Here is a 20,743-nt window from a genome sequence, read left to right as displayed (position 1 = left end):
CCTAGCGATTGGCGCTGTAGAGGTCCTGGAGCTGGTCGATGTAGAGGTCCTTCAGGGTGCTGATCGTCATGGCAGGCGTCTCCGGTTCGGGGTTCTTGGGCGGCATGATGGCGCGGGCGCGCTGGCCATGCCCCCTCATGGGTGGGTAAGCTCGGCCGCGATCCGACGAGGCGCGGGTGCGGTGCGGCGGGATGTTGGAAGAGGTGGCGGCGATGCGGGCGGTGCGGGCGGCTGTGTCCTACTGGGCGATGATCTTCGCGCTCGGCTTCGTGCTCGGCACGGCGCGGGTGCTGTGGATCGCGCCTGCGCTCGGACTCGTCCCGGCGACCCTGCTGGAGCTGCCGGTGATGCTCGGGGCGAGCTGGTGGGCGAGCGGATTTCTGCTGCGGCGCCATGGGGTTAGCGCCGCGGGCGAGGCGCTGGCGATGGGCGTGCTCGCCTTCGCCCTGCTGCTGGCGGCGGAGTGCGGGCTGGCGGGCGTGCTGAGCGGGGAAAGCCCGGCGCAATGGCTCGCCGGCCTCGCGCAGCCCCATGCCGCGCTGGGCCTTGCCGGGCAGGTGGTCTTCGCGCTCATCCCGTGGTGGCGGTCGCGGCGCTAGTCGGCAAGGGTGGGCCAGCCGTCCTCCCACACCAGCCTCGCGACGCGCATCACCCGGCGGGTGCCCGCCTCGTCCTCGGGCCGGCTGCGCGGGTTGGATGCGTCCACGGCGTGGTAGAGGATGAAGGATTGCCCCTCCCGCTCCACAACCGCGTTGTGCCCCGGTGCGATCCAGCCGGGCGAGGCTTCGAGGATCACGCCGCCGTTCCCGGGCTTCACCTCGAAGGGCCCCGTGGCGCTGCGCGAGCGGGCGACCATCGTGGCGTAATGCGCCTTGGGCCCGCAGCAATTGTCGCCCGAGAAGAACAGGTAATACCAGCCCTGGCGATAGGTCATCCATGCCCCCTCGACCAGCCGCCGGTAGTTCGCCGGATCCTCGGTCGCCACAGGCGCAACGAGGTCGACCGGCGCCGAGCCGGGGGCGAAGGCAAGGCCATCGGCGCGCATTTCCTGCACCTTGATCGGCCCGAAGCCCGAGCCCCAGTAGAGGAGGCGCTTGCCGGTCGCCGGGTCGTCGAACAGCATCGGGTCGATGTTGACGAAGCCCGGCCCGCACAGCAGCGGCTGGCCGCTGTCGGTGAAGGGCCCCTCCGGCCGGTCGGCGGTGGCGACGGCGAGGCACAGTCCCTGTTCCGGGTCCGCCAGCGCCGAGTCGGGCTTGGCCGAATAGTAGAGGAGATAGCGCCGCCCGACCTCGGCGACGTGCGGGGCCCAGAAATCCTGCGTGCGGCTCGCCCAGATGGGCTTTACGGGAAGCGCGTCGCCGAGATGCTCCCATCGCGCGAGGTCGGCCGAGCGGGCCATCTGGATGTTGGCCATCGTTCCCGCGACCATGCCCTGTGTCGCATAGGCATAGGTGGTGCCATCGGCGATGCGGATCGCCGCCGGGTCAGGGAAGTCGGCGTCGATCGCGATGGCGGGCAAGGTGCGAGGGGCACCGACCTGCGTCGTCGCGCAGCCAGCGAGCAGCAAGGAGGCAAGGGCAAGCGGACAGCGGATCACGCCGGAAGCGCTAGCACGCGCCGGACCGCTCCGGGGATCACCTATGTGAGGGGGCGATCAGCGCCGTCGGAAGCGAAAGTACCACACCTCGTGGCCGTACACGGTCCGCGCCTTGTGTTCGTAACGGGTCTCGGGCCAACCGGAGGGGCGGACCTGCCAGTTCTCCGGTGTCTCGACCACCCAGTCGAATAGGTCGGTGTGGCGCTGCATCACCATCAGCGCGTGGCGCAGATAGACTGCGTGATCGGTGCCGAAGCGGAACTCGCCGCCGGGCTTCAGCTTCTCCGCGAAAAGCCGCACCGGCCCATCGTTCATCATCCGGCGCTTGGCATGGCGCGCCTTGGGCCAGGGATCCGGGTGGAGCAGGTAGAGCAGCGTCAGCGCCCCGTCCGGCACGCGCTGGAGCACCTCGAGCGCGTCCCCGTGGTGCAGTCGTATATTGGCGAGGCGCTGGTCGGCGACGTGGGTGAGTGCCTGCGCGACGCCGTTGACGAAGGGCTCGGCGCCGATGAAGCCGTGATCGGGCAGAAGATCGGCACGGTAGGCGAGGTGCTCACCGCCGCCGAAGCCGATCTCGAAGTGCAGGGGGCGATTGTCGCCGAACAGCGCCTGCGCAGTCACCGGACCCTCGGCGGGGACGGCGATCTGCGGCAGGAGGGTGTCGACCAACCCCTGCTGATACTTGCGCAGCTTCTTGCCGACGCTGCGGCCGTAAAGCCGCGCAAGCGTGGTCGGGTCGCCTTCCTTGTATGCCGTCATGGAGCGGGCGCTTGGCACCGCCCCTGACGCCGGTCAAGCGAGGGGAGCGTCAACTCTCGAGCGACTTGGCCTTGGCCTCGGCCCACTTCTTCCCGGGATCGCCGCCCCACAGGAGCCAGGCGATCCACCCGGCGCTGGGGTCCTTGTCCGAACCCCATTCGTGGGTCTTGGTCTCCTTGTCGACCGCATGGCGCGCGAAGTAGCTTGTCATCGCCTTGACGTCGGCCTCGCTCACGTCCTCGCGGTTGGCGAGTTGGTGTGCGCGTTTGACGCCAACCTCGGTCCCGCCGCGCCCGAACTTCTCGCGCAGGCGCAGGCCGCGCCTGGCGGCGGCGGCCATGGCCTGCGTGGGGGTGAAGGTCTGCTCCTCGGCCACGGGCTCAGGCCTTCTTCAGCGCGCTGGGCTTGTGCGCGGCCTGCTTGCCCTCGTCGGTCTCGACCAGGAACTGCGGGTCGTCCTTGGAGGCGGCGACCTTGTGGCCCTTGATCGAGGTTTCGCTGGTGAGCTTCTTCACCACCTTGCCGTGCGCGGTGCCGCCGTGGCTCGACCACGTCACCTTGTCGCCTGCCTTGAGATTGTCCGCCATCTGTCGTGCTCCTCTTGTCTCGGAGATGATGCAACAGGGGCGAGCCGAGGCGCGTTCCCCGGCTTGCCGCGAGCCGGGCGGCGGGCGCGCCGAACGGTCGCGGCGGATGATCGATGAAGGGCCTGTGTCGATCAGGGCTTCGCGGCGCGCGCCGCACCGATTAAGCCGGGGTCGACATCCCGCAAGAACAAGAGGTTCGCTCGTGCTCGCCACCCTCGCCGCCGCGCTCCTGGCCTCCGCTGCGCCGCAGACCTCCCCCGCCGAAACCGCGCCGGCGCCCGAAGCTGCGCACGACTGGTCCGCGCTGGCGGTGGCCGATGTCGAGGCGGCCTATGCGGAAACGAAGGCGAACCACCCGGGGATGTTCGATTCCGTCAACCCCGCGTTTCCGCAGCTGCTCGAGACCGCCCGTAGCGAGGCGCTCGCGCTTGCCCGCCGGGCGAGCACGCCCGGCGGCTTCGCGGCGAGCCTCGCGCGGTTCACCGCCGTGCTCAATGACGGCCACGCCGGCGCCTATGACGTGCTGCCGGACCGCCACGAGCCGCCGGTTCGCTGGCCCGGCTTCGTGGCCGCATGGCGCGGCGATGCGATGTATGTCCACCGCGCGCGGGAGGGCGGCCCGCCGGCGGGGAGCCGCATCGAGAGCTGCGACGGACGGCCGGTGACGGACCTCGTCCGAACCAATGTGTTCGATTGGCGCAGCGGCGTCGGCGTCCCGGGCGACTGGTGGTCGAGCGCGCGGCGGGTGTTCGTGGACGACGGCAACCCCTTCGTCGCCCTGCCACAGACCTGCCGTTTCGTGAAAGGCCGCGCTGCGCAGGACCGGGCGCTCGCCTGGAGCCCGCTGCCCGGCGACTACCAGCAATGGCGCAACGCCGCGATCAATGGCGACCTGCTGCCGATCGGCCTTGCCGAGCGCGCGCAGGGGATCAACTGGATCGCCATGCCCGACTTCTCGCCCGACGAAGCGGGCGTGGCGGCCTACCAGACGCTGTTCGCCGATATCGAGGCCAAGGCCGGGGCCTTGCGCCGCGGGCGCGCGGTGGTGCTGGACCTGCGGCACAACAATGGCGGCTCCTCGCTGTGGAGCCGCCGCATCGCGGAACTCCTGTGGGGCAAGCCTGCTGTGGAGGCGGCCCGGCGGGAGGCCTCCGCCAAGACGAGGGTGCTGTGGCGCCCTACGCCCGGCAACCTCGCCGAGGTGCGCCGCTTCGGCGATCTCATCCGCGCGCAGGGTGACGCCGCCACCGCCGCGATCGTCGATGCCTTTGTTCCGATGTTCGAAGCAGCCGTGGCACGGGGGGACACCTGGCTCGAAGAGCCCGACGCGCCCGAGCTGCCCGGCCAGAGCACCGGCGACGCCGTGCCGTTGCTGACGGTGCCGGTCTACGTCGTTGTGCCGGGACAATGCGCCAGCGCGTGCCTCGACGCGATCGACGTCTTCAAGCTGTTCCCGAGCACCAGGCTGATCGGCGCCCCCTCGAGCGCCGACTCCACCTACATGGAAGTGCGCAGCCCCGAACTGCCCTCAGGCATGGCCCGCGCGATCATCCCGATGAAAGTCTATGTCGATCGCCCGCGCGGCAATGGCGTGTTCTACGAACCCGACATCGTAATGCGCGACTTCGACTGGTCGACGGGGAATTTCCTCAAGCGGATCGAGGAAGACCTCGCCCAGCGCTGAGCCGCTACGTCACGCGGACGGACGGTGCGACGACCCGGCCCGATGGGCCGCGAGCGCACGGCGCGAGCCGCAGGCGATCCTTCGCGCAGCGACGGAGACTCGCCGGAGGACGAGGGCCCGGATAGGCCCTCGCAACAGGATTACGCGGCTTCGACCTCGGTCTCGCTGTCGCGCAGCACGTAGCCGCGGCCCCACACGGTCTCGATGTAGTTGTCCCCGCCGCAAGCCAGCGAGAGCTTCTTGCGCAGCTTGCAGATGAACACGTCGATGATCTTGAGCTCGGGCTCGTCCATCCCGCCGTAGAGGTGGTTCAAGAACATTTCCTTGGTGAGCGTTGTGCCCTTGCGGAGCGAGAGCAGCTCCAGCATCGCGTATTCCTTGCCGGTGAGATGCACGCGGGCACCGTCGACCTCGACCGTCTTGGCGTCGAGGTTCACCGCAAGCTTGCCGGTGCGGATCACCGACTGCGAATGGCCCTTCGAACGGCGCACCACGGCATAGATGCGGGCGACCAGTTCCTCGCGGTGGAAGGGCTTCGTCACGTAATCGTCAGCGCCGAACCCGAAGCTGCGGATTTTCGAATCCATCTCGGAAATGCCCGAAAGGATCAGCACCGGCGTCTGCACCTTGGCGACGCGCAGCTTCTTGAGCACGTCGTAGCCGTGCATGTCGGGCAGGTTCAGGTCGAGCAGGATGATGTCGTAATCGTAGAGCTTGCCGAGGTCCAAGCCCTCTTCCCCCAGGTCGGTCGAATAGACGTTGAAGCCTTCGGTGGTGAGCATCAGCTCGATAGCCTTGGCAGTGGTCGGTTCGTCTTCGATCAGCAGAACGCGCATCGCTGGTACCCCTGTCTTCCCCGTCGTAACCTCCGCTTAGGAGAGGTTGTCGCCTGTTAACCACGCCACTTCTCACCAAAAAAGGTTAATAAGACGTTTAGAGCGTTAACGTTTTGAGGTGAGTCTTTCGCGCCACACCCTTTGACGGTGTGATTGCGTAGGCATCATAGGCGTTTACCTTCGCCCCGTCGCCTAGGGGAAAGCGCTAGGAAACGCTGGCGAGCCGCTTGGCCCGTCGGCGCTCGGCGCTGGAGCCGAGGCCGATCGCCTCGCGGTATTTGGCCACGGTCCGCCGCGCAAGATCGAAGCCCTCCTTCTGGAGCATTTCGGCAAGCTGCTGATCGGACAGGATATTCTTGGGCCCTTCGGCATCGATCAAGGCCTTGATCCGCGCCTTGATCGCCGCGCTCGACGCGCCGCCCTCGCCATCGCCGCCCTCGCCGATCCGGGCGACGCCGCTGGTGAAGAAATATTTCAGTTCGAAGGTCCCGCGCTCGCACCACAGGTACTTGTTGCTGGTGACGCGGCTGACCGTGCTCTCGTGCATCCCGATCTGCTCGGCCACTTCGCGCAAGGTCAGCGGGCGCAGTTCGGCGACGCCGCGGCGGAAGAAGCCGTCCTGCTGCTTCACGATCTCGGCAGCGGTCTTGAGGATGGTCTTCTGCCGCTGGTCCAATGCGCGAATCAGCCAGTGCGCGTCGGCGAGCTTCTCCTTGAGCCACCCTTGCGATTCGCGGCTGGTCGCCCCGGCGTTGAGTTCGAGATAATAGCCCCGGTTGACGATCAGCTTGGGGAGCGTCTCCTCGTTCAACGCGATGTCCCACCCTGCATTGGCATTCGCGGTGACGAGGATGTCGGGCACCACCGCTCCCGCATCCGAGGGCGCGAAGGCGAGGCCGGGGCGCGGGTTGTAGCCGCGCAGCTCGCGCAGCATGTCGGCGAAGTCCTCGTCATCGACCCGGCACAACCGCTTCAGCCGCTCGATCTCGCCGCGCGCGACCAGTTCGAGGTTGGCGATCAACGCTGCCATGCAGGGATCATAGCGGTCCGCCTCGCGCGCCTGGATGGCGATGCATTCGGCAAGGCTGCGCGCGCCGACGCCCGAGGGGTCGAGCGACTGCACCAGATCGAGCCCGGCTTCGGCCTCGTAGAGTTCTACGCCGAGGTCTTCCGCGACTTCCTCGAGCGTCGCGGCGAGATACCCCGCATCGTCGAGCAGGCCGATGATATGGCGGGCGATGAAGGCGGTGCGCGGATCGTCGGTGAGCGCGCCGACTTGCGCTTCAAGGTGCTCGGCGAGCGTCACCTCGGCGGCGCGCAGTTGCTCCCAGTCGGGTAACTCGGCGTCGCCCGCCGAGCCGGCCGCCGCGCCCCATTCCGCGTCGCGCATCGGTGCAGCGCCGTCGCCGGTGTCGAAATCGCGGTCCACCGAGGCGAGGTCGAGCGGCGCGTCGCCCTCGCCTCCGCCAGCGAGCATCAGCTGGTCGGCGGTCGCCTCCTCGCCTCCAGGGGCGGCGATCTCGATCCGCTCGGGCTCGGCGCCGGGATCGGCAGGCCCGCCGGTGTCGAGCAGCGGGTTGGCCTCTAGCGCCTCGGAAATGAAGGTCTCGATCTCGAGATTGGAGGCCGCCAGCAGCTTGATCGCCTGCTGCAACTGCGGCGTCATCACCAGCGATTGCGTCTGCCGAAGGTCAAGGCGGGGGCCGAGCGCCATCGCTGCCGAACCCGCTAGAGGGTGAAGCTCTCACCGAGGTAGAGCCGCCGCACGTTCTCGTCGGCGACGAGTTCCTGCGGGGAACCGGCGAACAGCACCTGCCCGCCGTAGATGATGCAGGCGCGGTCGACGATGTCGAGCGTTTCGCGCACGTTGTGGTCGGTGATCAGCACCCCGATCCCGCGCTGCTTGAGGTCTTTGACGAGATCGCGGATGTCGCTGATCGAGAGCGGGTCGATGCCCGCGAAGGGCTCGTCCAGCAGCATGATCGAAGGCTTCGCCGCCAGCGCGCGGGCGATCTCGCAGCGGCGACGCTCACCCCCGGAGAGCGCCATGGCGGGCGATTCGCGCAGGCGGGTGAGGCCGAATTCGGAGAGCAGGCGCTCCAGTTCGGAGGCGCGGGTCGCCTTGTCGGGCTCGACCAGTTCGAGCACGCAGGCGATGTTCTGTTCCACGGTCATGCCGCGGAAGATGCTCGTCTCCTGCGGGAGGTAGCCGAGGCCAAGGATCGCGCGGCGATACATCGGCAGCTTGGTCACATCCTCGCCGTCCATCAGGATGCGGCCCGAATCCGGCTTCACCAGCCCCATGATCGAATAGAAGCAGGTCGTCTTGCCTGCCCCGTTCGGCCCGAGCAGGCCGAGCACCTCGCCCTTCGCCACCGTCAGCGAGATGTCGGAGAGCACCGCGCGCTTGTCGTAGCTCTTGGCGATCGAGATCACCTCGAGCCCGCTGCCGAGCGGCTGAGGGGCGGCGGCGGTGGCCGGATCGGTGAGGGTTGCGGTGCTCATGGCGATCCGTCTTTAGCACCCCCGGGCCGACAGAAAAGGGTGCGCGCGCGTTTGGCAGGATTTTTGCTTAGTCCGCGCGGCGGATCGGACGACCGGCGCGAGGTCCTGCCGCAAGCCTGCGATTCGAACGACTTGCACCCTACAGCTTGCAGCCGGCGCAACAAACCATCGGCGCAGCGCGAATTGTTGCAACTTTGCGCCGCCTTTGCGATACTGTCTGCCAGATGAACAAGCCCGGGGAGGCGCAGCCATGGTGAAATCCGACAATCGGGCCGCAGCGCTACCCGCGTCCCGCGCCCGCGATTGGCGCAAGGCGATGAGCGATCATGTCGCCTATGGCCTGCTGGTCTACACGGGCCTGCAGATCTTCCTGACGATCAAGGCGCTGTCGGAGGGCTCGTCGAGCGTCCTTCCCTATCTTGCATTGATCGTCCTCGTCGCCGGGATCATTCCGGTGTGCCGCTGGTTCGAGAAGCGCTGGGCGGACCTCGACGATGCACAGGCTGTCGACCCCGCCAATGCAGCCGCCTTCCGCCGCGATGCGATCCTGCTCTGGAGCCTCGCGATCGGCCTGCCGGTGGTGCTCACCCTGCTGTTCAAGGCGGTGCTGCGGGCCTTCTGAGGCCATCGCCGCAACCTCCCCATCGCGGCTGCGACGGGGAGGCACGGTTCCTCACTTGTCGGTCCGATAGCGCTCGATCGCCTCGAGGGTGATCTGCCGCGCTTCGGCAGCATTGCCCCAGGTACCGACGCGCACCCACTTCTCGGTCTCAAGATCCTTGTAGTGGGTGAAGAAGTGCTCGATTTGCTGGCAGATGATCGAGGGCAGGTCGCTCGTCTCGACCACGTCGGCGTAATAGGGGAACATCTCGTTCACCGGCACGCAGACCAGCTTCTCGTCGCCGCCCTGTTCGTCCTCGAGGTTGAGCACGCCGATCGGGCGCGCGCGCACCACGCAGCCGGGGATGAAGGGGGAGCGCGAGATCACCAGCGCATCGAGCGGGTCGCCGTCGGGCGAAAGGGTGTGGGGCACGAAGCCGTAATTGGCCGGATAGCGCATCGGGGTGTGCAGAATGCGGTCGACGAACAGCGCGCCGCTTTCCTTGTCGAACTCGTACTTCACCGGCTCCCCGCCGGTCGGCACCTCGATGATCACGTTGAGATCGTCGGGCGGGTTCACCCCGGTGGGGATCTTGTCGATGCGCATGGTGGTTTCCTGTTGGCTGGCCGGGCGTCTTCGCCTGCGGCGGGAAAGGCGTGAGGTGCGACTTGCGCGCCGCCCTTAATGCGTGCCGCAGGATTGCGAAAGGGGCTGCGTGGCCTTAACTGCGCGGCCCATGAGCAGGAAGACACCCCAGGCGATCCGCGGCACCCAGGACATCTTCGGCGCCGATGCCGAGGCCTTCGCCTTCGTGGTCGAAACTTTCGAGCGCGTGCGCCGCCTCTATCGCTTCCGCCGGGTGGAAATGCCGGTGTTCGAGAAGACCGAGGTGTTCGCGCGCTCCTTGGGCGAGACGACCGATGTGGTCTCCAAGGAAATGTACTCCTTCGACGACCGCGGCGGCGAGAGCCTGACCCTGCGCCCCGAATTCACCGCCGGGATCGCCCGCGCCTTCCTCACCAACGGCTGGCAGCAATATGCGCCGCTGAAGGTCGCCACCCACGGCCCGCTGTTCCGCTACGAGCGCCCGCAGAAGGGCCGCTACCGCCAATTCCACCAGATCGACGCCGAGGTGATCGGCGCGGGCGAGCCGCAGGCTGATGTCGAGCTGCTGGCGATGGCGGATCAGCTGCTGCGCGAGCTGGGCATCCACGACGTCACCCTGCACCTCAACACTTTGGGCGATGCGGAGAGCCGCGAGGCGTGGCGGGCGGCGCTGATCGACTACTTCCGGGCGGTGAAGGATCAGCTCTCCGAGGAATCTCAGGAGCGGCTGGAGAAGAACCCGCTGCGGATCCTCGATTCCAAGGACCCGAGGGACAAGCCCTTCCTCGCCGATGCGCCCAAGATCGACGCCTTCCTGTCTGAGGAGGCGAGCGCCTTCTTCGCCGCCGTGACCAGCGGGCTGGATGCGGCGGGCGTGAAGTGGGTGCGCGCCGAAAGCCTCGTGCGCGGCCTCGATTACTATCGCCACACCGCGTTCGAGTTCATCCCCGACGAGGGCAGCGCCTCGGCCGCCGCGCTGGGCTCGCAGAGCACGGTGCTGGGCGGCGGGCGCTATGACGGGCTGATGGAGTCGCTAGGCGGCGCGCCGACGCCCGCGGTCGGCTGGGCCGCGGGGATCGAGCGGTTGGCGATGCTGGTGGGGGAGAGAGCCGAGCCTAAGGCTGATGTTGCAATCGTGGCCGAGGACGATGCCAGTATGCTTGTCGCCATCGCTGCGCAAATGGGCCTTCGCGCTAAGGGACTGACCTGCGATGCGTTCCTGTCTGGCAGCCCGAGGAAGCGCTTTGACAAGGCGGTGAAATCGGGCGCGAAGGCCATCTTGGCCTACCAGATGGTCGATGGGAAGGTGACAGGCCGGGTCAAATCTGAAGACGAGGCTCTCGGAATCCAGCTTCTCCAATTTGAGCACCAAACCAGCCTTTAGCGTCGCCCCGGACTTGACCCGGGGCTGGGCTTCCTTTTCCTCCGCCCGCCATTAGAAAGCCAAGGCCCGCATCAAGTGCGGGCCGACGATAGTAGAAACCAGAAATGCAAATCCCCCCCGAACGCCTCGACCAGATCGCGCACCGCTTTGCGGAGCTGGAAGCGCGCATGGCGTCCGGCACGCTCGAGGGCGAGGCCTTTGTCCGCGCCTCCCGCGATTATGCCGAGCTGGAACCCGTCGCCAAGATCGCCGCCGAGGTGAAGGCCGCGCGTGAGGAGATGGACGGCCTCACCGAAATGCTCGCCGATCCCGAGATGAAGGCCATGGCCGAGGAGGAACTCGCCGCCCTCAAGGCCACCCTTCCCGATCTCGAACGCCGTCTCGCGATCGCGCTGCTGCCGCGCGACGGCGCCGATGCCAAGCCCGCGATGCTCGAAATCCGCGCGGGCACCGGGGGCGACGAGGCTGCGCTCTTCGCTGCCGATCTCTACCGGATGTACGAAAAATACGCCGCCGAACAGGGCTGGCGCGTCGAGCCGGTCAGCATCGCCGCCTCCGACATTGGCGGCTTTAAGGAGGTGATCGCCAACGTCACCGGCACGGGCGTCTTCGCCAAGCTGAAGTTCGAGAGCGGCGTCCACCGCGTCCAGCGGGTGCCCGTGACCGAGAGCGGCGGGCGCATCCACACCTCGGCGGCGACCGTGGCGGTGCTGGCCGAGCCGGACGAAGTCGACATCCAGATCGAGGAGAAGGACCTGAAGATCGACGTCTACCGCGCGAGCGGCGCCGGAGGGCAGCACGTCAACACCACGGATTCGGCGGTGCGCATCACCCACCTGCCGACCGGCACGGTCGTCACCTGCCAGGACGGCCGCAGCCAGCACAAGAACAAGGAAAAGGCGATGCAGGTGCTGCGCACGCGGCTCTACGACGCGCAGCGCGAGGCCACCCAGGGCGCCGAGGCCGAGGCGCGGCGCGCGATGGTCGGCAGCGGGGATCGCTCGGAGCGGATACGCACCTACAACTTCCCCCAGGGGCGCGTCACCGATCACCGCATCGGGCTGACGCTGCACAAGCTGGAAGAGGTGCTCGCCGGGCCGGGTCTCGGCGAGCTAGTCGATGCCCTGATCGCCGAGGACGAGGGCAAGCGGCTGGCGGCACTGGCGGAGTGATGATCCTCCACCACCCCCGTTCGCCTCGAGCGAAGTCGAGAGGCCTGTGTGCGGTGTCTCGACTTCGCTCGACACGAACGGGGATGGGGGGGCACGTCGCCGGGTGCGAGCGATGACCGTCGCCGAAGCCCTGCGCGCCGCTGCCGAGCGCCTTGCCGCCACGAGCGACACCGCGCGGCTCGATGCGGAATTGTTGATGGCGCACGCGCTCGGCCTCACCCGCTCGGCCATGCTGTTGAAGGCGATGCAGGGTCCCGCGCCGCCGGGCTTCGCGGCGCTGGTGGAGCGGCGCATGGGCCAAGAACCGGTCGCCTACATTATCGAGGAGGCCGAGTTTTACGGGCTCACCCTCAGGGTAACCCCCGATACCCTGATCCCGCGCGGCGACAGCGAGACGCTGGTGGAAGCGGCGCTCGATCATGCCGGGCCGAAAGGGCGCGCGCTCGATCTGGGGACGGGCACGGGCGCGCTGCTGCTGGCGGTGCTGGCGAACCGCGACGGCTGGCAGGGGCTCGGCATCGACGCCTCGCCCGGCGCGCTGGCGGTCGCCGCAGGGAACGCCGCCGCGCTTGGCCTTGCCGCTCGGTCGGCCTGGCACCGGCGCGACTGGGGCACCCCTGGCTGGGCCGACGATCTGGGCACCTTCGACCTCATCCTGTGCAACCCGCCCTATGTGGAACACGACGCCGCGCTCGACCCTCAGGTGCGCGACTTCGAGCCTGCCAGCGCGCTGTTCGCGGGGCCCGAGGGGCTCGACGATTACCGCCTGCTGGTCCCGCAGTTGCGCACACTGATGAACCCCGGCGCCCTCGCCATCCTCGAGATCGGGGCGAATCAGGCCGAGGCGGTCGGCGCCCTCGCCCGCGCGTCCGGGTTTGCCACCCGGCTCCGCCGCGATCTGGCTGGGCGGCCCCGCGCGCTCGCCCTCGCGTGAGAGAAAAGCGCAGCCAAGGCTTGGCAAACCGGTTTCGCATCGCTACGTCCATGTCAGGCCAGACGGATTGCGAAGGGCGCAAACCGCTGCGCCAAGCTCCTAAACTCAGCTGATACGGCCGTCAGGGCAAGCCCCCGGCTGCGGAAGCGCGGAGCGCGCACCACGTCCCGGGACGGTCGGGCTCGTGGCGCATGGGCAAGGGGTCTGTGGACCGCGCGGGCAGTGAGTGAATTCGCGCCAGGTCACTGATAAGGAACAACTTCCTTGAATAACAATCGCAACAACCGGCGTCGTGGCCGTGGCAACCGCAACCAGGGCGGCAACGGCGCACAGCTGAACCGCATCGACAGCCGGGCGCGCGGCAATGCCCCGCAGATGCTCGACAAGTACAAGAAGCTCGCCCAGGACGCCCAGCACAACGGCGACCGGGTGCAGATGGAGTACTACCTCCAGTTCGCCGACCACTACTTCCGCGTGATCGCCGACAACAAGGCCCGTCAGGACGAACAGCGCGGCGGCGGCCAGCGCCGCAATGACGAGCGCGAGGTCGACGATTTCGAGGACGATTTCGACTTCGGCCGCCGCAGCGACGCGCCGGCCCGCTCGGTTTACGAGCAGCAGGACTCCGCGCCCGCTCCCGAGGTGCTCGAAGGCGAGCCCGGGCAGGAGGGCGAACCCTTCCTCGCCGAGGATCGCGGCAACGAGCGCTCGGACGAGCGCCCGCGCGGCCAGCGCCGCCAGCATCAGCAGCGCAAGCCTCGCGAAGCCCGCGAGGGCGGCCATCGCGATGGCGATCGTAACGGGCCGCGCAGCGAGAAGCGCGGCGACCGTCCGGAGCGCGCCGAGAAGGCCGAGCGCCCTGCCGATCATGCCGAACCCAAGCCGGCGCGCACCCGCAAGCCGCGCAAGAGCGCCGACGACGGCGAGCGCTCGGCAGGTCAGGGCGGCATCGACAGCTCGATCCTCCCGCCCTCGATCCGCGGTGACGACGCGGGGTCGGGCGAAACCGGCGGCGCGCTCGAAACCGTCGAGTAAACCGCATGACCGGGCGGCCACAGCAGGCCGGTGCCGCGCTCGCGGCGCTGGCGCAGCGTCGCCCGGGCCTCGCCGCCATTCTGCTCGGGCTGCTCGGCGCCTGCGCCTACCCGCCGCTGCACCTCTGGCCGCTGGGCCTTGCCGCGCTCGCGGGCTTCGCGTGGCTCGTCCACACGGCCCCGACCTGGCGTAGCGCGGCATGGCGCGGCTGGCTGTTCGGCTGGGCGCACCTCAGCCTCGCCAACAACTGGATCGCGACCGCCTTCACCCACCAGGCGAAGATGCCCGAGGCGCTCGGCTGGGCCGCGGTGCCGCTGCTGTGCGTCTACCTCGCGGTCTATCCCGCCCTTGCCGCGCTCGCCGCGCACCTCCTCGCCAGGCGGCGCCCGCTGTGGGCCTTCGGGCTGGTGCTCGCGGGCGCATGGACCGTCACCGAGTGGCTGCGCGGCTGGGTGTTCACCGGCTATCCCTGGCCGCCGGTCGGGCTGATGCTGCTGGGCGGGTGGGAGCGGCCCGGCCTCGCCACGTTCCTGCCCTGGCTGGGGACCTATGCCTTCTCCGGCCTGACCGTGCTGATCGCCGCGCTGATCCTCGATAGCGCGCTGCGGCGGAACTGGGCCGGCGTGGTCCTACCGGTCGCCTACCTCGTCTTCGCCATGAGCGTCATGAGCGCCCCTCCCGCGCCCGACTCCCCGCGGCGCTATACCCTCGTCCAGCCCTATCTCCCGCAGGCCGAGCTCAACGACCCCTCCAAGTACGAGGAGCAGTTCGCGCGCCTCGCTCGCCTTACCGCACCGGGCCGTGACCAGTCGCGCATCGTGCTGTGGCCCGAGAGCGCCATCCCCGATCTGCTCGAGGACGGCTACCCGGCGCCCTATTACGACGATGCGACCGCCGAGGGCGATCCGGTTTTCGCCCGGCGCCGCATCGGCATGGTGATCGGGCCGCGCTCGACGCTGCTGACCGGGGTCGTGAACCTCAACTTCAAGGAGCGTCCGGGCCGCATTCCCGAGCTCGTCAGCGCGCGCAATTCGGTGATGGGGCTCGACGGCGCCGGGCGGATCGTCGCCGGCTACGACAAGGCGCATCTCGTGCCTTACGGCGAATACCTGCCGATGCGACCGCTGCTCGAACCGCTCGGCCTGCAACGGCTGGTGGCGGGAAGCATCGACTATGTCCCGGGGCCCGGCCCGCGCACCCTCGACCTCGGGGCGCAGGGCAAGGTGGGGGTGCAGATCTGCTACGAGATCGTCTTCCCGGGCGAGGTCACAACCATCGCGAATCGCCCCGACTACCTCTTCAACCCCTCGAACGACGGCTGGTTCGGCGCCTGGGGCTCGCCGCAATTCGTCGGTCAGGCGCGGATGCGCGCGATCGAGGAGGGGCTGCCGGTGATCCGCTCGACCACCACCGGGATCAGCGTGGTGATCGACGCAGGCGGCGTGGTGCGCGAGGCGATCGGCACGGGCAAGGCCGGGTCGGTGAGCGGGCTGGTGCCTGCCGCCAAGCCGCCCACGCTCTTCGCCCGCTTCGGCAATGCCCTGGCGCTCGGCTGGGCAGGCCTGTTCGTGATCCTCGGCCTGGGCCAGAAATGGTTTGGGCCGAGAGTGCTTGCACTCCCCCGCCCGCGCGGCTAGTGCGGGGCGCCAGAGGCGAGACATAAAGGTTTCCTTATATCTCTATAAGGTGCCCCATCCCGCTGCCGAACCGCACTATCAGCCCCCGGGGGACCCATGCGCCACGACTATCTTTTCACATCCGAAAGCGTTTCCGAAGGCCACCCGGACAAGGTTGCCGACCAGATCTCGGACGCGATCGTCGACCTGTTCCTCTCCAAGGACCCCGAGGCGCGCATCGCCTGCGAAACCCTGACCACCACCCAGCTCGTGGTGCTGGCCGGCGAGATCCGCTGCAAGGGCATCTACGAGAATGGCGCATGGGCCGAAGGCGCGCAGGACGAGATCGAGAAGACCGTCCGTGAAACCGTGAAGCGCATCGGCTACGAACAGGACGGCTTCCACTGGGAGAAGTTCGAATTCATCAATCGCCTGCACGGCCAGTCGGCGCACATCGCGCAGGGCGTGGACGCCGGCGAGAACAAGGATGAAGGCGCGGGCGACCAGGGGATCATGTTCGGCTACGCCACCGACGAGACCCCGGGCCTGATGCCGGCGACGCTCTACTACAGCCACAAGATTCTCGAGCGCATGGCCGCCGACCGCCACTCGGGCGCGGCGCCCTTCCTCGAGCCCGACGCCAAGAGCCAGGTGACCCTACGCTACGAAGGCTCGGTGCCGGTTGCGGCCACCGCCGTCGTCGTCTCGACACAGCACAAGGCGGGTTATGACGAGAACGATCCGGCCAAGCAGGCCGAGCTCGAGTCTTACGTCAAGGGCGTGATCGCCGACGTGATCCCGGCAAACCTCCTCGGCGAGACCGAATACTTCATCAACCCCACCGGCAGCTTCGAGATCGGCGGGCCCGACGGTGACGCGGGCCTGACGGGCCGCAAGATCATCGTTGACACCTACGGCGGCGCGGCCCCGCACGGCGGCGGCGCGTTCAGCGGCAAGGACCCGACCAAGGTCGACCGCAGCGCGGCCTACATCACCCGCTACCTCGCCAAGAACGTGGTCGCGGCGGGCCTCGCGACGCGCTGCACCATCCAGATCGCATACGCGATCGGCGTGTCGAAGCCGCTGTCGCTTTATGTCGACACGCACGAGACCGGCACCGTCGGCGACGACAAGATCGAGCAGGCGATCCTCGGCATCGCCAAGCTGGGCGGCCTGACCCCGCGCTCGATCCGCACCCACCTCGGGCTCAACAAGCCGATCTACCGGCCGACGGCGGCCTACGGCCACTTCGGCCGCGACGCGGACGGCGACTTCTTCCCGTGGGAGCGCCTCGACCTCGTCGACGATCTTAAGGCTGCGCTGGGCTAAGCGCCCGGTTCGTGCCCACCCCTAACCCCTCCCGCAAGCGGGAGGGGGACTGGTTGGCGCTAATCCTCCCCTCCCGCTTGCGGGAGGGGCCGGGGGTGGGCCTGCGCCGACCCCTAGAAACCCCCTACGCCACTGCGGCAGATGCGCTAGACATCGCCCCGTGACCGCGCACCCCGCCCCCCACCGCATCCTCGCGCTCGACGCGCTGCGCGGGATCGCCGTTATTGGCATTGTCGGCATGAACGTGATTGCCTTCGCGATGCCGGGGCCGGCCTACTACAACCCGCTCGCGTTCGGCGGCGTCGGCCCGCCCGATTACTGGGTGTGGCTCGGCAGCTTCGTGTTCGTCGAGGACAAGTTCCGCACGCTGTTCGCTATGCTGTTCGGCGCGGGGTGCCTGAGCCTGATCGAGCGATCGGGCGAGACCCCGTGGCGGGCGCATTACGCGCGCATGATCGTGCTGTTCGCCCTCGGTCTCGCCCATGCGATCCTGCTTGCCAGCAATGATGTGCTGCGCGCCTATGCGCTGGCCGGGCTGTTCCTGCCGCTGCTGGCGGGGCTTTCCGCCCGCGCGCTGGTCACGGTGTCGCTGGGGCTGCTCGGGGTGCACGTGTTCCTCGGCTTCGGGCTGCTCGGGCCGTCGCTTGTGGCATGGGCGCGGGGGCAAGAAGGATCGGAGATGGTGCTCTGGGCCGAGCGCCAGTTCGGGCGTGATCCCGCCGCGATCACCGCGCTGCTGGAACAGGGGCGCGAAGGATTGGGCGAGCGCGTGCTGCGCCGCAGCCTCGGCATTCCGGCGCAGATGACCGCGCTGGTCGCCGCGCTGCCGCTCAATCTCTCCGCCATCGCACTGGGCATGGGGCTGTGGCGTGGCGGGATGCTGAAGGGCGAGTGGCGCACCTTCCGGTTGCAGCGCGTCGCGGGGCTCGCCGCGCTGGTGGCGCTGCCTGCGTTGCTGGTGCTGGCAGGCTGGCTGGTGAGCGCGGGCTTCCCCGGCGCGCTGGTCGGCCCGGTGACGCTGCTGCTTTCCGCCCCCTTCGACATGGCGCTGGCCTTGAGTTACGCCGCGCTCGCGATGGCCTTCTTCGGCGGCGAAAGCGCGGCGGTGGCACGGCTGGCGAGCGTCGGGCGGCTGTCGCTCACCAACTACCTGATGACGAGCGTGATCCTGTCGGCGATCTTCGCTAGCTGGGGCCTGGGCCTGTTCGGCGAGATCACGCGCTGGCAGGCCTTCGCCGTGGGCCTGATTCCGGTCGCGGCGATGCTGGCCTGGTCGCCGCTGTGGGTCGCCAAGGCAGGACAGGGCCCGTTCGAGCGGCTGTGGCGGGGGCTTTCGCGAGGTCTTGGCTACACGCTCCGGCGGTGAGAGGTCCGCTCGGATGACCCGCCGGCCCCCCTTTAGCCGTGCTCCCCATGGATCGGCGAGGGGCGGTCCAGTGCCAGCTCCGCATCCGAGAAGATGAAGGGGCTGCGCACCCCTGCCATCCCGCCGAGCTCGATGCGCATCCCGCGCGCAACGATCTGCGGATCGGCGAAGACCTCGTCCAGCCGGTTGATCGGGCCTGCCGGGACGCCAGCGGCATGGCAGGCATCGAGCAGCCCCTCTTTGGTCCACCCTGCCGTGGCCTCGGCGATTGCGGCATCCAGAGCGGCGGCGTTGGCGGTGCGGTCGCCATTGGCGGCAAAGCGCGGGTCGGTGGCGAGATGCTCGAGCCCGAGCACCGCCATCAGCTTGTGGAACAGCCCGTCATTGGCGGGCGCGAGGATCACATGCCCGTCGCTCACCGCGAAGACCCCGTATGGCGCGACCTGCGCGTGGGCGTTGCCCATCCGCGGGGGGTTGTGGCCGGTGGTGAAGAAGTATGTCGCCTGGTTGGCGAGGAGGCCCACCGAGCAATCGAGCAGGCTCATGTCGACCTGCTGGCCGCGCCCGGTGCGCGCGCGCATCAAGAGCGCCGCCTGCACGCCGTTGGCGGCCCACACGCCGGTGGCGAGGTCGCTGATCGAGATGCCCATCTTGACCGGGTGGCCTTGCGGCTCGCCGGTGAGCGACATCAGCCCGCTCATCCCTTGCGCGACGAAATCATACCCCGCCTCGTGCGCCCGCGGTCCGGTCTGGCCGAAGCCGGTGATCGAGCAGTAGACGAGCCGGGGATTGGCGGCCGAGAGGCTGGCATAGTCGAGCCCGAACCTCGCGAGACTGCCGGTCTTGAAGTTCTCGATCAACACGTCCGCCCCGGCGCACAGGCCCTTCACCCGCGCCAGATCGTCGGCGTCGGCGAAGTCGGCGATGATCGAGCGCTTGCCGCGGTTGCAGGCGTGGTAATAGGCGGCCTCGCGGTGGACGCGGCCTTCGGCGTCGGTCCGCTCGACCCAGGGCGGGCCCCACAACCGGGTGCCGTCGCCTTCCGGGCTCTCCACCTTGATCACATCCGCGCCGAGGTCAGCGAGAATCTGGCCGCAGAACGGCCCCGCCAGCACCCGCGCCAGTTCCACCACCTTGAGGCCGGCAAGCGGCGCGTTCGGGTTGCGGGGTTCGGCCAGCCACATCACTATTCGCCCATCCGCGCCTTGAGGAAGGCGACCGAGTCAGCCAGGATCGCCCCCTTGCCGCGAAACGGCACGGACAGCGCCATCACGATCTCCTCGTGATCGAGCGGGCCGTAGTTTTTGACCTCGACCGGGGCGCCCAAACCCGCCAGCCTTGCGCCGAGGTTGTTCGCATTGCGCGGGCGCACGGTCTCGTCGCCGTCCGAAGTGACCAGCAGCGAGGGCGGCGCATCCTTGCGGGCGAAGGCGATCGGCTGCGTCTCCTCCGGACGCGGCCATGCGCTGAAGGCGGCGATGGCACGGTCGGAGGTGAAGGGGTGGAAGTCGTACGGGCCGGACAGTCCCACGCCCGCCTTGATGAAGCCGGGCGGGACGCCGGCCGCCGCCAGTCGCTTGGCATCGAGCGCCAGCATGACCGCCTGATAGGCCCCTGCGGAATGGCCCATCACCGCCACCCGTTCCGGATCGCCACCGTGCTGCGCGATGTTCGCCTGCACCCAGGCGACCGCCTCGGCCCCGTCATCGAGGAAGGCAGGGAAGTGCACCTGCGGCACCTTGCGGTAATCGGGGATCACCACCAGGAACCCCGCCTTGGCCAGCGCCCGTCCGGCAAAGGCATAGGATGTGCGGTCACCCTTGGCCCAACCGCCGCCATACCAGAAGATCACCACCGGCAGCGGCGCCGCGCTCTGGTCGTTGGGCGCCCAGATATCGAGGCTCTGTCCGTGGCTGCCGAAAGGCACGCCCTCCGCCGCCGGGTATGAGCCCTCGCGCCCACCCGCCAGCCGGTCGTAATGCGACAGCAGTCGCGGCGGGGAGATGAAGGCCAGCATCCCGCCGATCACCCCTGCCAGCGCAAGAACGCCGAGCGCCGCCGCACGCAGCATCACACCACGTAATGCGCGGTGGTGGTGGCGGCGATGTCCTCTGCGGTGACGCCCGGCGCCATTTCGATCAGCCGGAAAGGCTCGCCCTTGGCCCCTCGCTGGAAGACCGCGAGGTTGGTGATCACCATGTCGACCACGCCCGCGCCGGTCAGCGGCAGGGTGCACTGGGGGATCAACTTGGGACTGCCGTCCTTGGCGGTGTGGTCCATCACCACGATGATCTTCTTGACCCCGGCGACAAGGTCCATCGCCCCGCCCATGCCCTTGATCATCTTGCCTGGGATCATCCAGTTGGCGATGTCGCCGTTCTCGGCCACCTCCATCGCGCCCAGCACGGTGAGGTCGATATGCCCGCCGCGGATCATAGCGAAACTGGTCGCGCTGTCGAAATAGGCCGAGTGCGGCAGCTCGGAGATGGTCTGCTTGCCGGCATTGATGAGGTCGGCATCGACCTCGTCCTCATAGGGGAACGGCCCGATCCCGAGCATTCCGTTCTCGCTCTGGAGCGTAACCAGCATCCCTTCGGGGATGTGGTTGGCGACCAGCGTCGGGATGCCGATGCCGAGGTTGACGTAGTAGCCGTCCTTCAGTTCGCGGGCGGCGCGCGCCGCCATCTCGTCGCGGGTCCAGCCGGTGGGAAGCGTGGTCATGCCTGTGT

Annotated in this window: 22 protein-coding genes; 10 read left to right on the top strand and 12 right to left on the bottom strand. The window is 68.5% G+C overall.

Features of this window, described 5'->3' with window-relative positions:
* Nucleotide 1: 1 nt before the first annotated feature.
* Nucleotides 2-139, bottom strand: coding sequence for a hypothetical protein (locus OPU67_RS00505; protein WP_267616739.1), 138 nt, complete (start codon nucleotides 137-139; stop codon nucleotides 2-4).
* Between the two features lie 52 nt (nucleotides 140-191).
* On the opposite strand from OPU67_RS00505, the gene OPU67_RS00500 reads away from it, so the two are divergent.
* On the top strand, nucleotides 192-599 hold the full coding sequence (locus tag OPU67_RS00500; protein ID WP_267616737.1) for a hypothetical protein: 408 nt from the start codon (nucleotides 192-194) through the stop codon (nucleotides 597-599).
* Here the strand turns inward: OPU67_RS00500 and OPU67_RS00495 are convergent.
* Genes OPU67_RS00495 through OPU67_RS00480 form a run of 4 tightly spaced genes read right to left on the bottom strand, consistent with a single transcriptional unit; the run spans nucleotide 596 to nucleotide 2,946 of the window.
* Nucleotides 596-1,600, bottom strand: a complete 1,005-nt coding sequence (locus OPU67_RS00495; protein WP_267616735.1) for a glycoside hydrolase family 43 protein — start codon at nucleotides 1,598-1,600, stop codon at nucleotides 596-598. The two genes, OPU67_RS00500 and OPU67_RS00495, sit on opposite strands and share 4 nt — an antisense overlap.
* A gap of 57 nt (nucleotides 1,601-1,657) precedes the next feature.
* Nucleotides 1,658-2,359, bottom strand: a complete 702-nt coding sequence (trmB, locus tag OPU67_RS00490; protein ID WP_267616734.1) for a tRNA (guanine(46)-N(7))-methyltransferase TrmB — start codon at nucleotides 2,357-2,359, stop codon at nucleotides 1,658-1,660.
* A gap of 49 nt (nucleotides 2,360-2,408) precedes the next feature.
* Nucleotides 2,409-2,735, bottom strand: coding sequence for a hypothetical protein (locus OPU67_RS00485; protein ID WP_267616733.1), 327 nt, complete (start codon nucleotides 2,733-2,735; stop codon nucleotides 2,409-2,411).
* A 4-nt stretch (nucleotides 2,736-2,739) separates the two neighbouring features.
* A complete protein-coding gene (locus OPU67_RS00480; RefSeq protein WP_267616732.1) occupies nucleotides 2,740-2,946 on the bottom strand; it encodes a DUF2945 domain-containing protein in 207 nt (68 codons plus the stop codon).
* Nucleotides 2,947-3,148: 202 nt separating this feature from the next.
* Between OPU67_RS00480 and OPU67_RS00475 the strand changes: the two genes are divergently transcribed.
* Entirely contained in the window at nucleotides 3,149-4,630 is a 1,482-nt protein-coding gene (locus OPU67_RS00475) for a S41 family peptidase (protein WP_267616730.1), read from the top strand.
* Nucleotides 4,631-4,770: 140 nt separating this feature from the next.
* Here the strand turns inward: OPU67_RS00475 and ctrA are convergent, their stop codons facing one another.
* From ctrA to lptB, 3 genes are all read right to left on the bottom strand, one after another.
* On the bottom strand, nucleotides 4,771-5,466 hold the full coding sequence (ctrA, locus tag OPU67_RS00470; protein ID WP_017665026.1) for a response regulator transcription factor CtrA: 696 nt from the start codon (nucleotides 5,464-5,466) through the stop codon (nucleotides 4,771-4,773).
* Nucleotides 5,467-5,671: 205 nt separating this feature from the next.
* Complete coding sequence (rpoN, locus tag OPU67_RS00465; RefSeq protein WP_267616727.1) at nucleotides 5,672-7,180, bottom strand: RNA polymerase factor sigma-54; 1,509 nt, start codon at nucleotides 7,178-7,180, stop codon at nucleotides 5,672-5,674.
* 14 nt (nucleotides 7,181-7,194) lie between these two features.
* Entirely contained in the window at nucleotides 7,195-7,971 is a 777-nt protein-coding gene (lptB, locus tag OPU67_RS00460; protein WP_267616725.1) for an LPS export ABC transporter ATP-binding protein, read from the bottom strand.
* A gap of 316 nt (nucleotides 7,972-8,287) precedes the next feature.
* Between lptB and OPU67_RS00455 the strand changes: the two genes are divergently transcribed.
* Entirely contained in the window at nucleotides 8,288-8,593 is a 306-nt protein-coding gene (locus OPU67_RS00455) for a hypothetical protein (RefSeq protein ID WP_324255311.1), read from the top strand.
* Between the two features lie 51 nt (nucleotides 8,594-8,644).
* On the opposite strand, the gene ppa is transcribed toward OPU67_RS00455, so the two are convergent.
* Nucleotides 8,645-9,178, bottom strand: coding sequence for an inorganic diphosphatase (gene ppa / locus OPU67_RS00450; protein WP_267616723.1), 534 nt, complete (start codon nucleotides 9,176-9,178; stop codon nucleotides 8,645-8,647).
* Between the two features lie 130 nt (nucleotides 9,179-9,308).
* Between ppa and hisS the strand changes: the two genes are divergently transcribed.
* The 7 genes from hisS (at nucleotide 9,309) to OPU67_RS00415 (ending at nucleotide 18,014) form a co-directional block, all read left to right on the top strand.
* Entirely contained in the window at nucleotides 9,309-10,562 is a 1,254-nt protein-coding gene (gene hisS / locus OPU67_RS00445; protein ID WP_267616721.1) for a histidine--tRNA ligase, read from the top strand.
* A 104-nt stretch (nucleotides 10,563-10,666) separates the two neighbouring features.
* Nucleotides 10,667-11,734: a peptide chain release factor 1 gene (prfA, locus tag OPU67_RS00440; RefSeq protein ID WP_267616719.1), complete on the top strand. Its 1,068-nt coding sequence runs from the start codon at nucleotides 10,667-10,669 to the stop codon at nucleotides 11,732-11,734.
* A 112-nt stretch (nucleotides 11,735-11,846) separates the two neighbouring features.
* The gene (gene prmC / locus OPU67_RS00435) at nucleotides 11,847-12,668 is read left to right on the top strand and encodes a peptide chain release factor N(5)-glutamine methyltransferase (RefSeq protein ID WP_267616718.1); all 822 of its coding nucleotides are present in this window, start codon (nucleotides 11,847-11,849) and stop codon (nucleotides 12,666-12,668) included.
* A gap of 264 nt (nucleotides 12,669-12,932) precedes the next feature.
* On the top strand, nucleotides 12,933-13,703 hold the full coding sequence (locus OPU67_RS00430; protein ID WP_267616716.1) for a DUF4167 domain-containing protein: 771 nt from the start codon (nucleotides 12,933-12,935) through the stop codon (nucleotides 13,701-13,703).
* 5 nt (nucleotides 13,704-13,708) lie between these two features.
* Entirely contained in the window at nucleotides 13,709-15,340 is a 1,632-nt protein-coding gene (lnt, locus tag OPU67_RS00425) for an apolipoprotein N-acyltransferase (protein ID WP_267616714.1), read from the top strand.
* A gap of 96 nt (nucleotides 15,341-15,436) precedes the next feature.
* On the top strand, nucleotides 15,437-16,648 hold the full coding sequence (metK, locus tag OPU67_RS00420; RefSeq protein ID WP_267616713.1) for a methionine adenosyltransferase: 1,212 nt from the start codon (nucleotides 15,437-15,439) through the stop codon (nucleotides 16,646-16,648).
* 160 nt (nucleotides 16,649-16,808) lie between these two features.
* Entirely contained in the window at nucleotides 16,809-18,014 is a 1,206-nt protein-coding gene (locus tag OPU67_RS00415) for a DUF418 domain-containing protein (protein ID WP_267616711.1), read from the top strand.
* Between the two features lie 32 nt (nucleotides 18,015-18,046).
* On the opposite strand, the gene OPU67_RS00410 is transcribed toward OPU67_RS00415, so the two are convergent.
* From OPU67_RS00410 to OPU67_RS00400, 3 genes are read right to left on the bottom strand one after another with little or no spacing between them, the layout of a single operon-like run.
* Entirely contained in the window at nucleotides 18,047-19,198 is a 1,152-nt protein-coding gene (locus tag OPU67_RS00410; protein WP_267616710.1) for a CaiB/BaiF CoA transferase family protein, read from the bottom strand.
* 2 nt (nucleotides 19,199-19,200) lie between these two features.
* On the bottom strand, nucleotides 19,201-20,085 hold the full coding sequence (locus OPU67_RS00405; protein ID WP_267616709.1) for an alpha/beta hydrolase: 885 nt from the start codon (nucleotides 20,083-20,085) through the stop codon (nucleotides 19,201-19,203).
* Nucleotides 20,085-20,735 carry a CoA transferase subunit B gene (locus OPU67_RS00400; RefSeq protein ID WP_267616707.1) on the bottom strand — a complete coding sequence of 217 codons (651 nt, stop codon included), beginning with the start codon at nucleotides 20,733-20,735 and terminating at the stop codon, nucleotides 20,085-20,087. Before OPU67_RS00400 ends, OPU67_RS00405 begins: the two co-directional genes overlap by 1 nt.
* Nucleotides 20,736-20,743: the final 8 nt, after the last annotated feature.

The sequence above is a fragment of the Erythrobacter sp. WG genome, assembly GCF_026586795.1.
Lineage (GTDB): Bacteria > Pseudomonadota > Alphaproteobacteria > Sphingomonadales > Sphingomonadaceae > Erythrobacter.
This window is presented reverse-complemented; position numbering and strand designations above follow the sequence as displayed.

Bases quoted from the DNA above. Each gene is read 5' to 3' on its own strand.
- lptB (WP_267616725.1), bottom strand. From the start codon at position 7,971: ATGAGCACCGCAACCCTCACCGATCCGGCCACCGCCGCCGCCCCTCAG.
- OPU67_RS00455 (WP_324255311.1), top strand. From the start codon at position 8,288: ATGAGCGATCATGTCGCCTATGGCCTGCTGGTCTACACGGGCCTGCAG.
- trmB (WP_267616734.1), bottom strand. From the start codon at position 2,359: ATGACGGCATACAAGGAAGGCGACCCGACCACGCTTGCGCGGCTTTAC.
- rpoN (WP_267616727.1), bottom strand. From the start codon at position 7,180: ATGGCGCTCGGCCCCCGCCTTGACCTTCGGCAGACGCAATCGCTGGTG.
- metK (WP_267616713.1), top strand. From the start codon at position 15,437: ATGCGCCACGACTATCTTTTCACATCCGAAAGCGTTTCCGAAGGCCAC.
- prfA (WP_267616719.1), top strand. From the start codon at position 10,667: ATGCAAATCCCCCCCGAACGCCTCGACCAGATCGCGCACCGCTTTGCG.
- OPU67_RS00400 (WP_267616707.1), bottom strand. From the start codon at position 20,735: ATGACCACGCTTCCCACCGGCTGGACCCGCGACGAGATGGCGGCGCGC.
- lnt (WP_267616714.1), top strand. From the start codon at position 13,709: ATGACCGGGCGGCCACAGCAGGCCGGTGCCGCGCTCGCGGCGCTGGCG.
- OPU67_RS00410 (WP_267616710.1), bottom strand. From the start codon at position 19,198: ATGTGGCTGGCCGAACCCCGCAACCCGAACGCGCCGCTTGCCGGCCTC.
- OPU67_RS00480 (WP_267616732.1), bottom strand. From the start codon at position 2,946: ATGGCGGACAATCTCAAGGCAGGCGACAAGGTGACGTGGTCGAGCCAC.
- ctrA (WP_017665026.1), bottom strand. From the start codon at position 5,466: ATGCGCGTTCTGCTGATCGAAGACGAACCGACCACTGCCAAGGCTATC.
- prmC (WP_267616718.1), top strand. From the start codon at position 11,847: ATGACCGTCGCCGAAGCCCTGCGCGCCGCTGCCGAGCGCCTTGCCGCC.
- hisS (WP_267616721.1), top strand. From the start codon at position 9,309: ATGAGCAGGAAGACACCCCAGGCGATCCGCGGCACCCAGGACATCTTC.
- OPU67_RS00405 (WP_267616709.1), bottom strand. From the start codon at position 20,085: ATGCTGCGTGCGGCGGCGCTCGGCGTTCTTGCGCTGGCAGGGGTGATC.
- OPU67_RS00500 (WP_267616737.1), top strand. From the start codon at position 192: ATGTTGGAAGAGGTGGCGGCGATGCGGGCGGTGCGGGCGGCTGTGTCC.
- ppa (WP_267616723.1), bottom strand. From the start codon at position 9,178: ATGCGCATCGACAAGATCCCCACCGGGGTGAACCCGCCCGACGATCTC.
- OPU67_RS00505 (WP_267616739.1), bottom strand. From the start codon at position 139: ATGAGGGGGCATGGCCAGCGCGCCCGCGCCATCATGCCGCCCAAGAAC.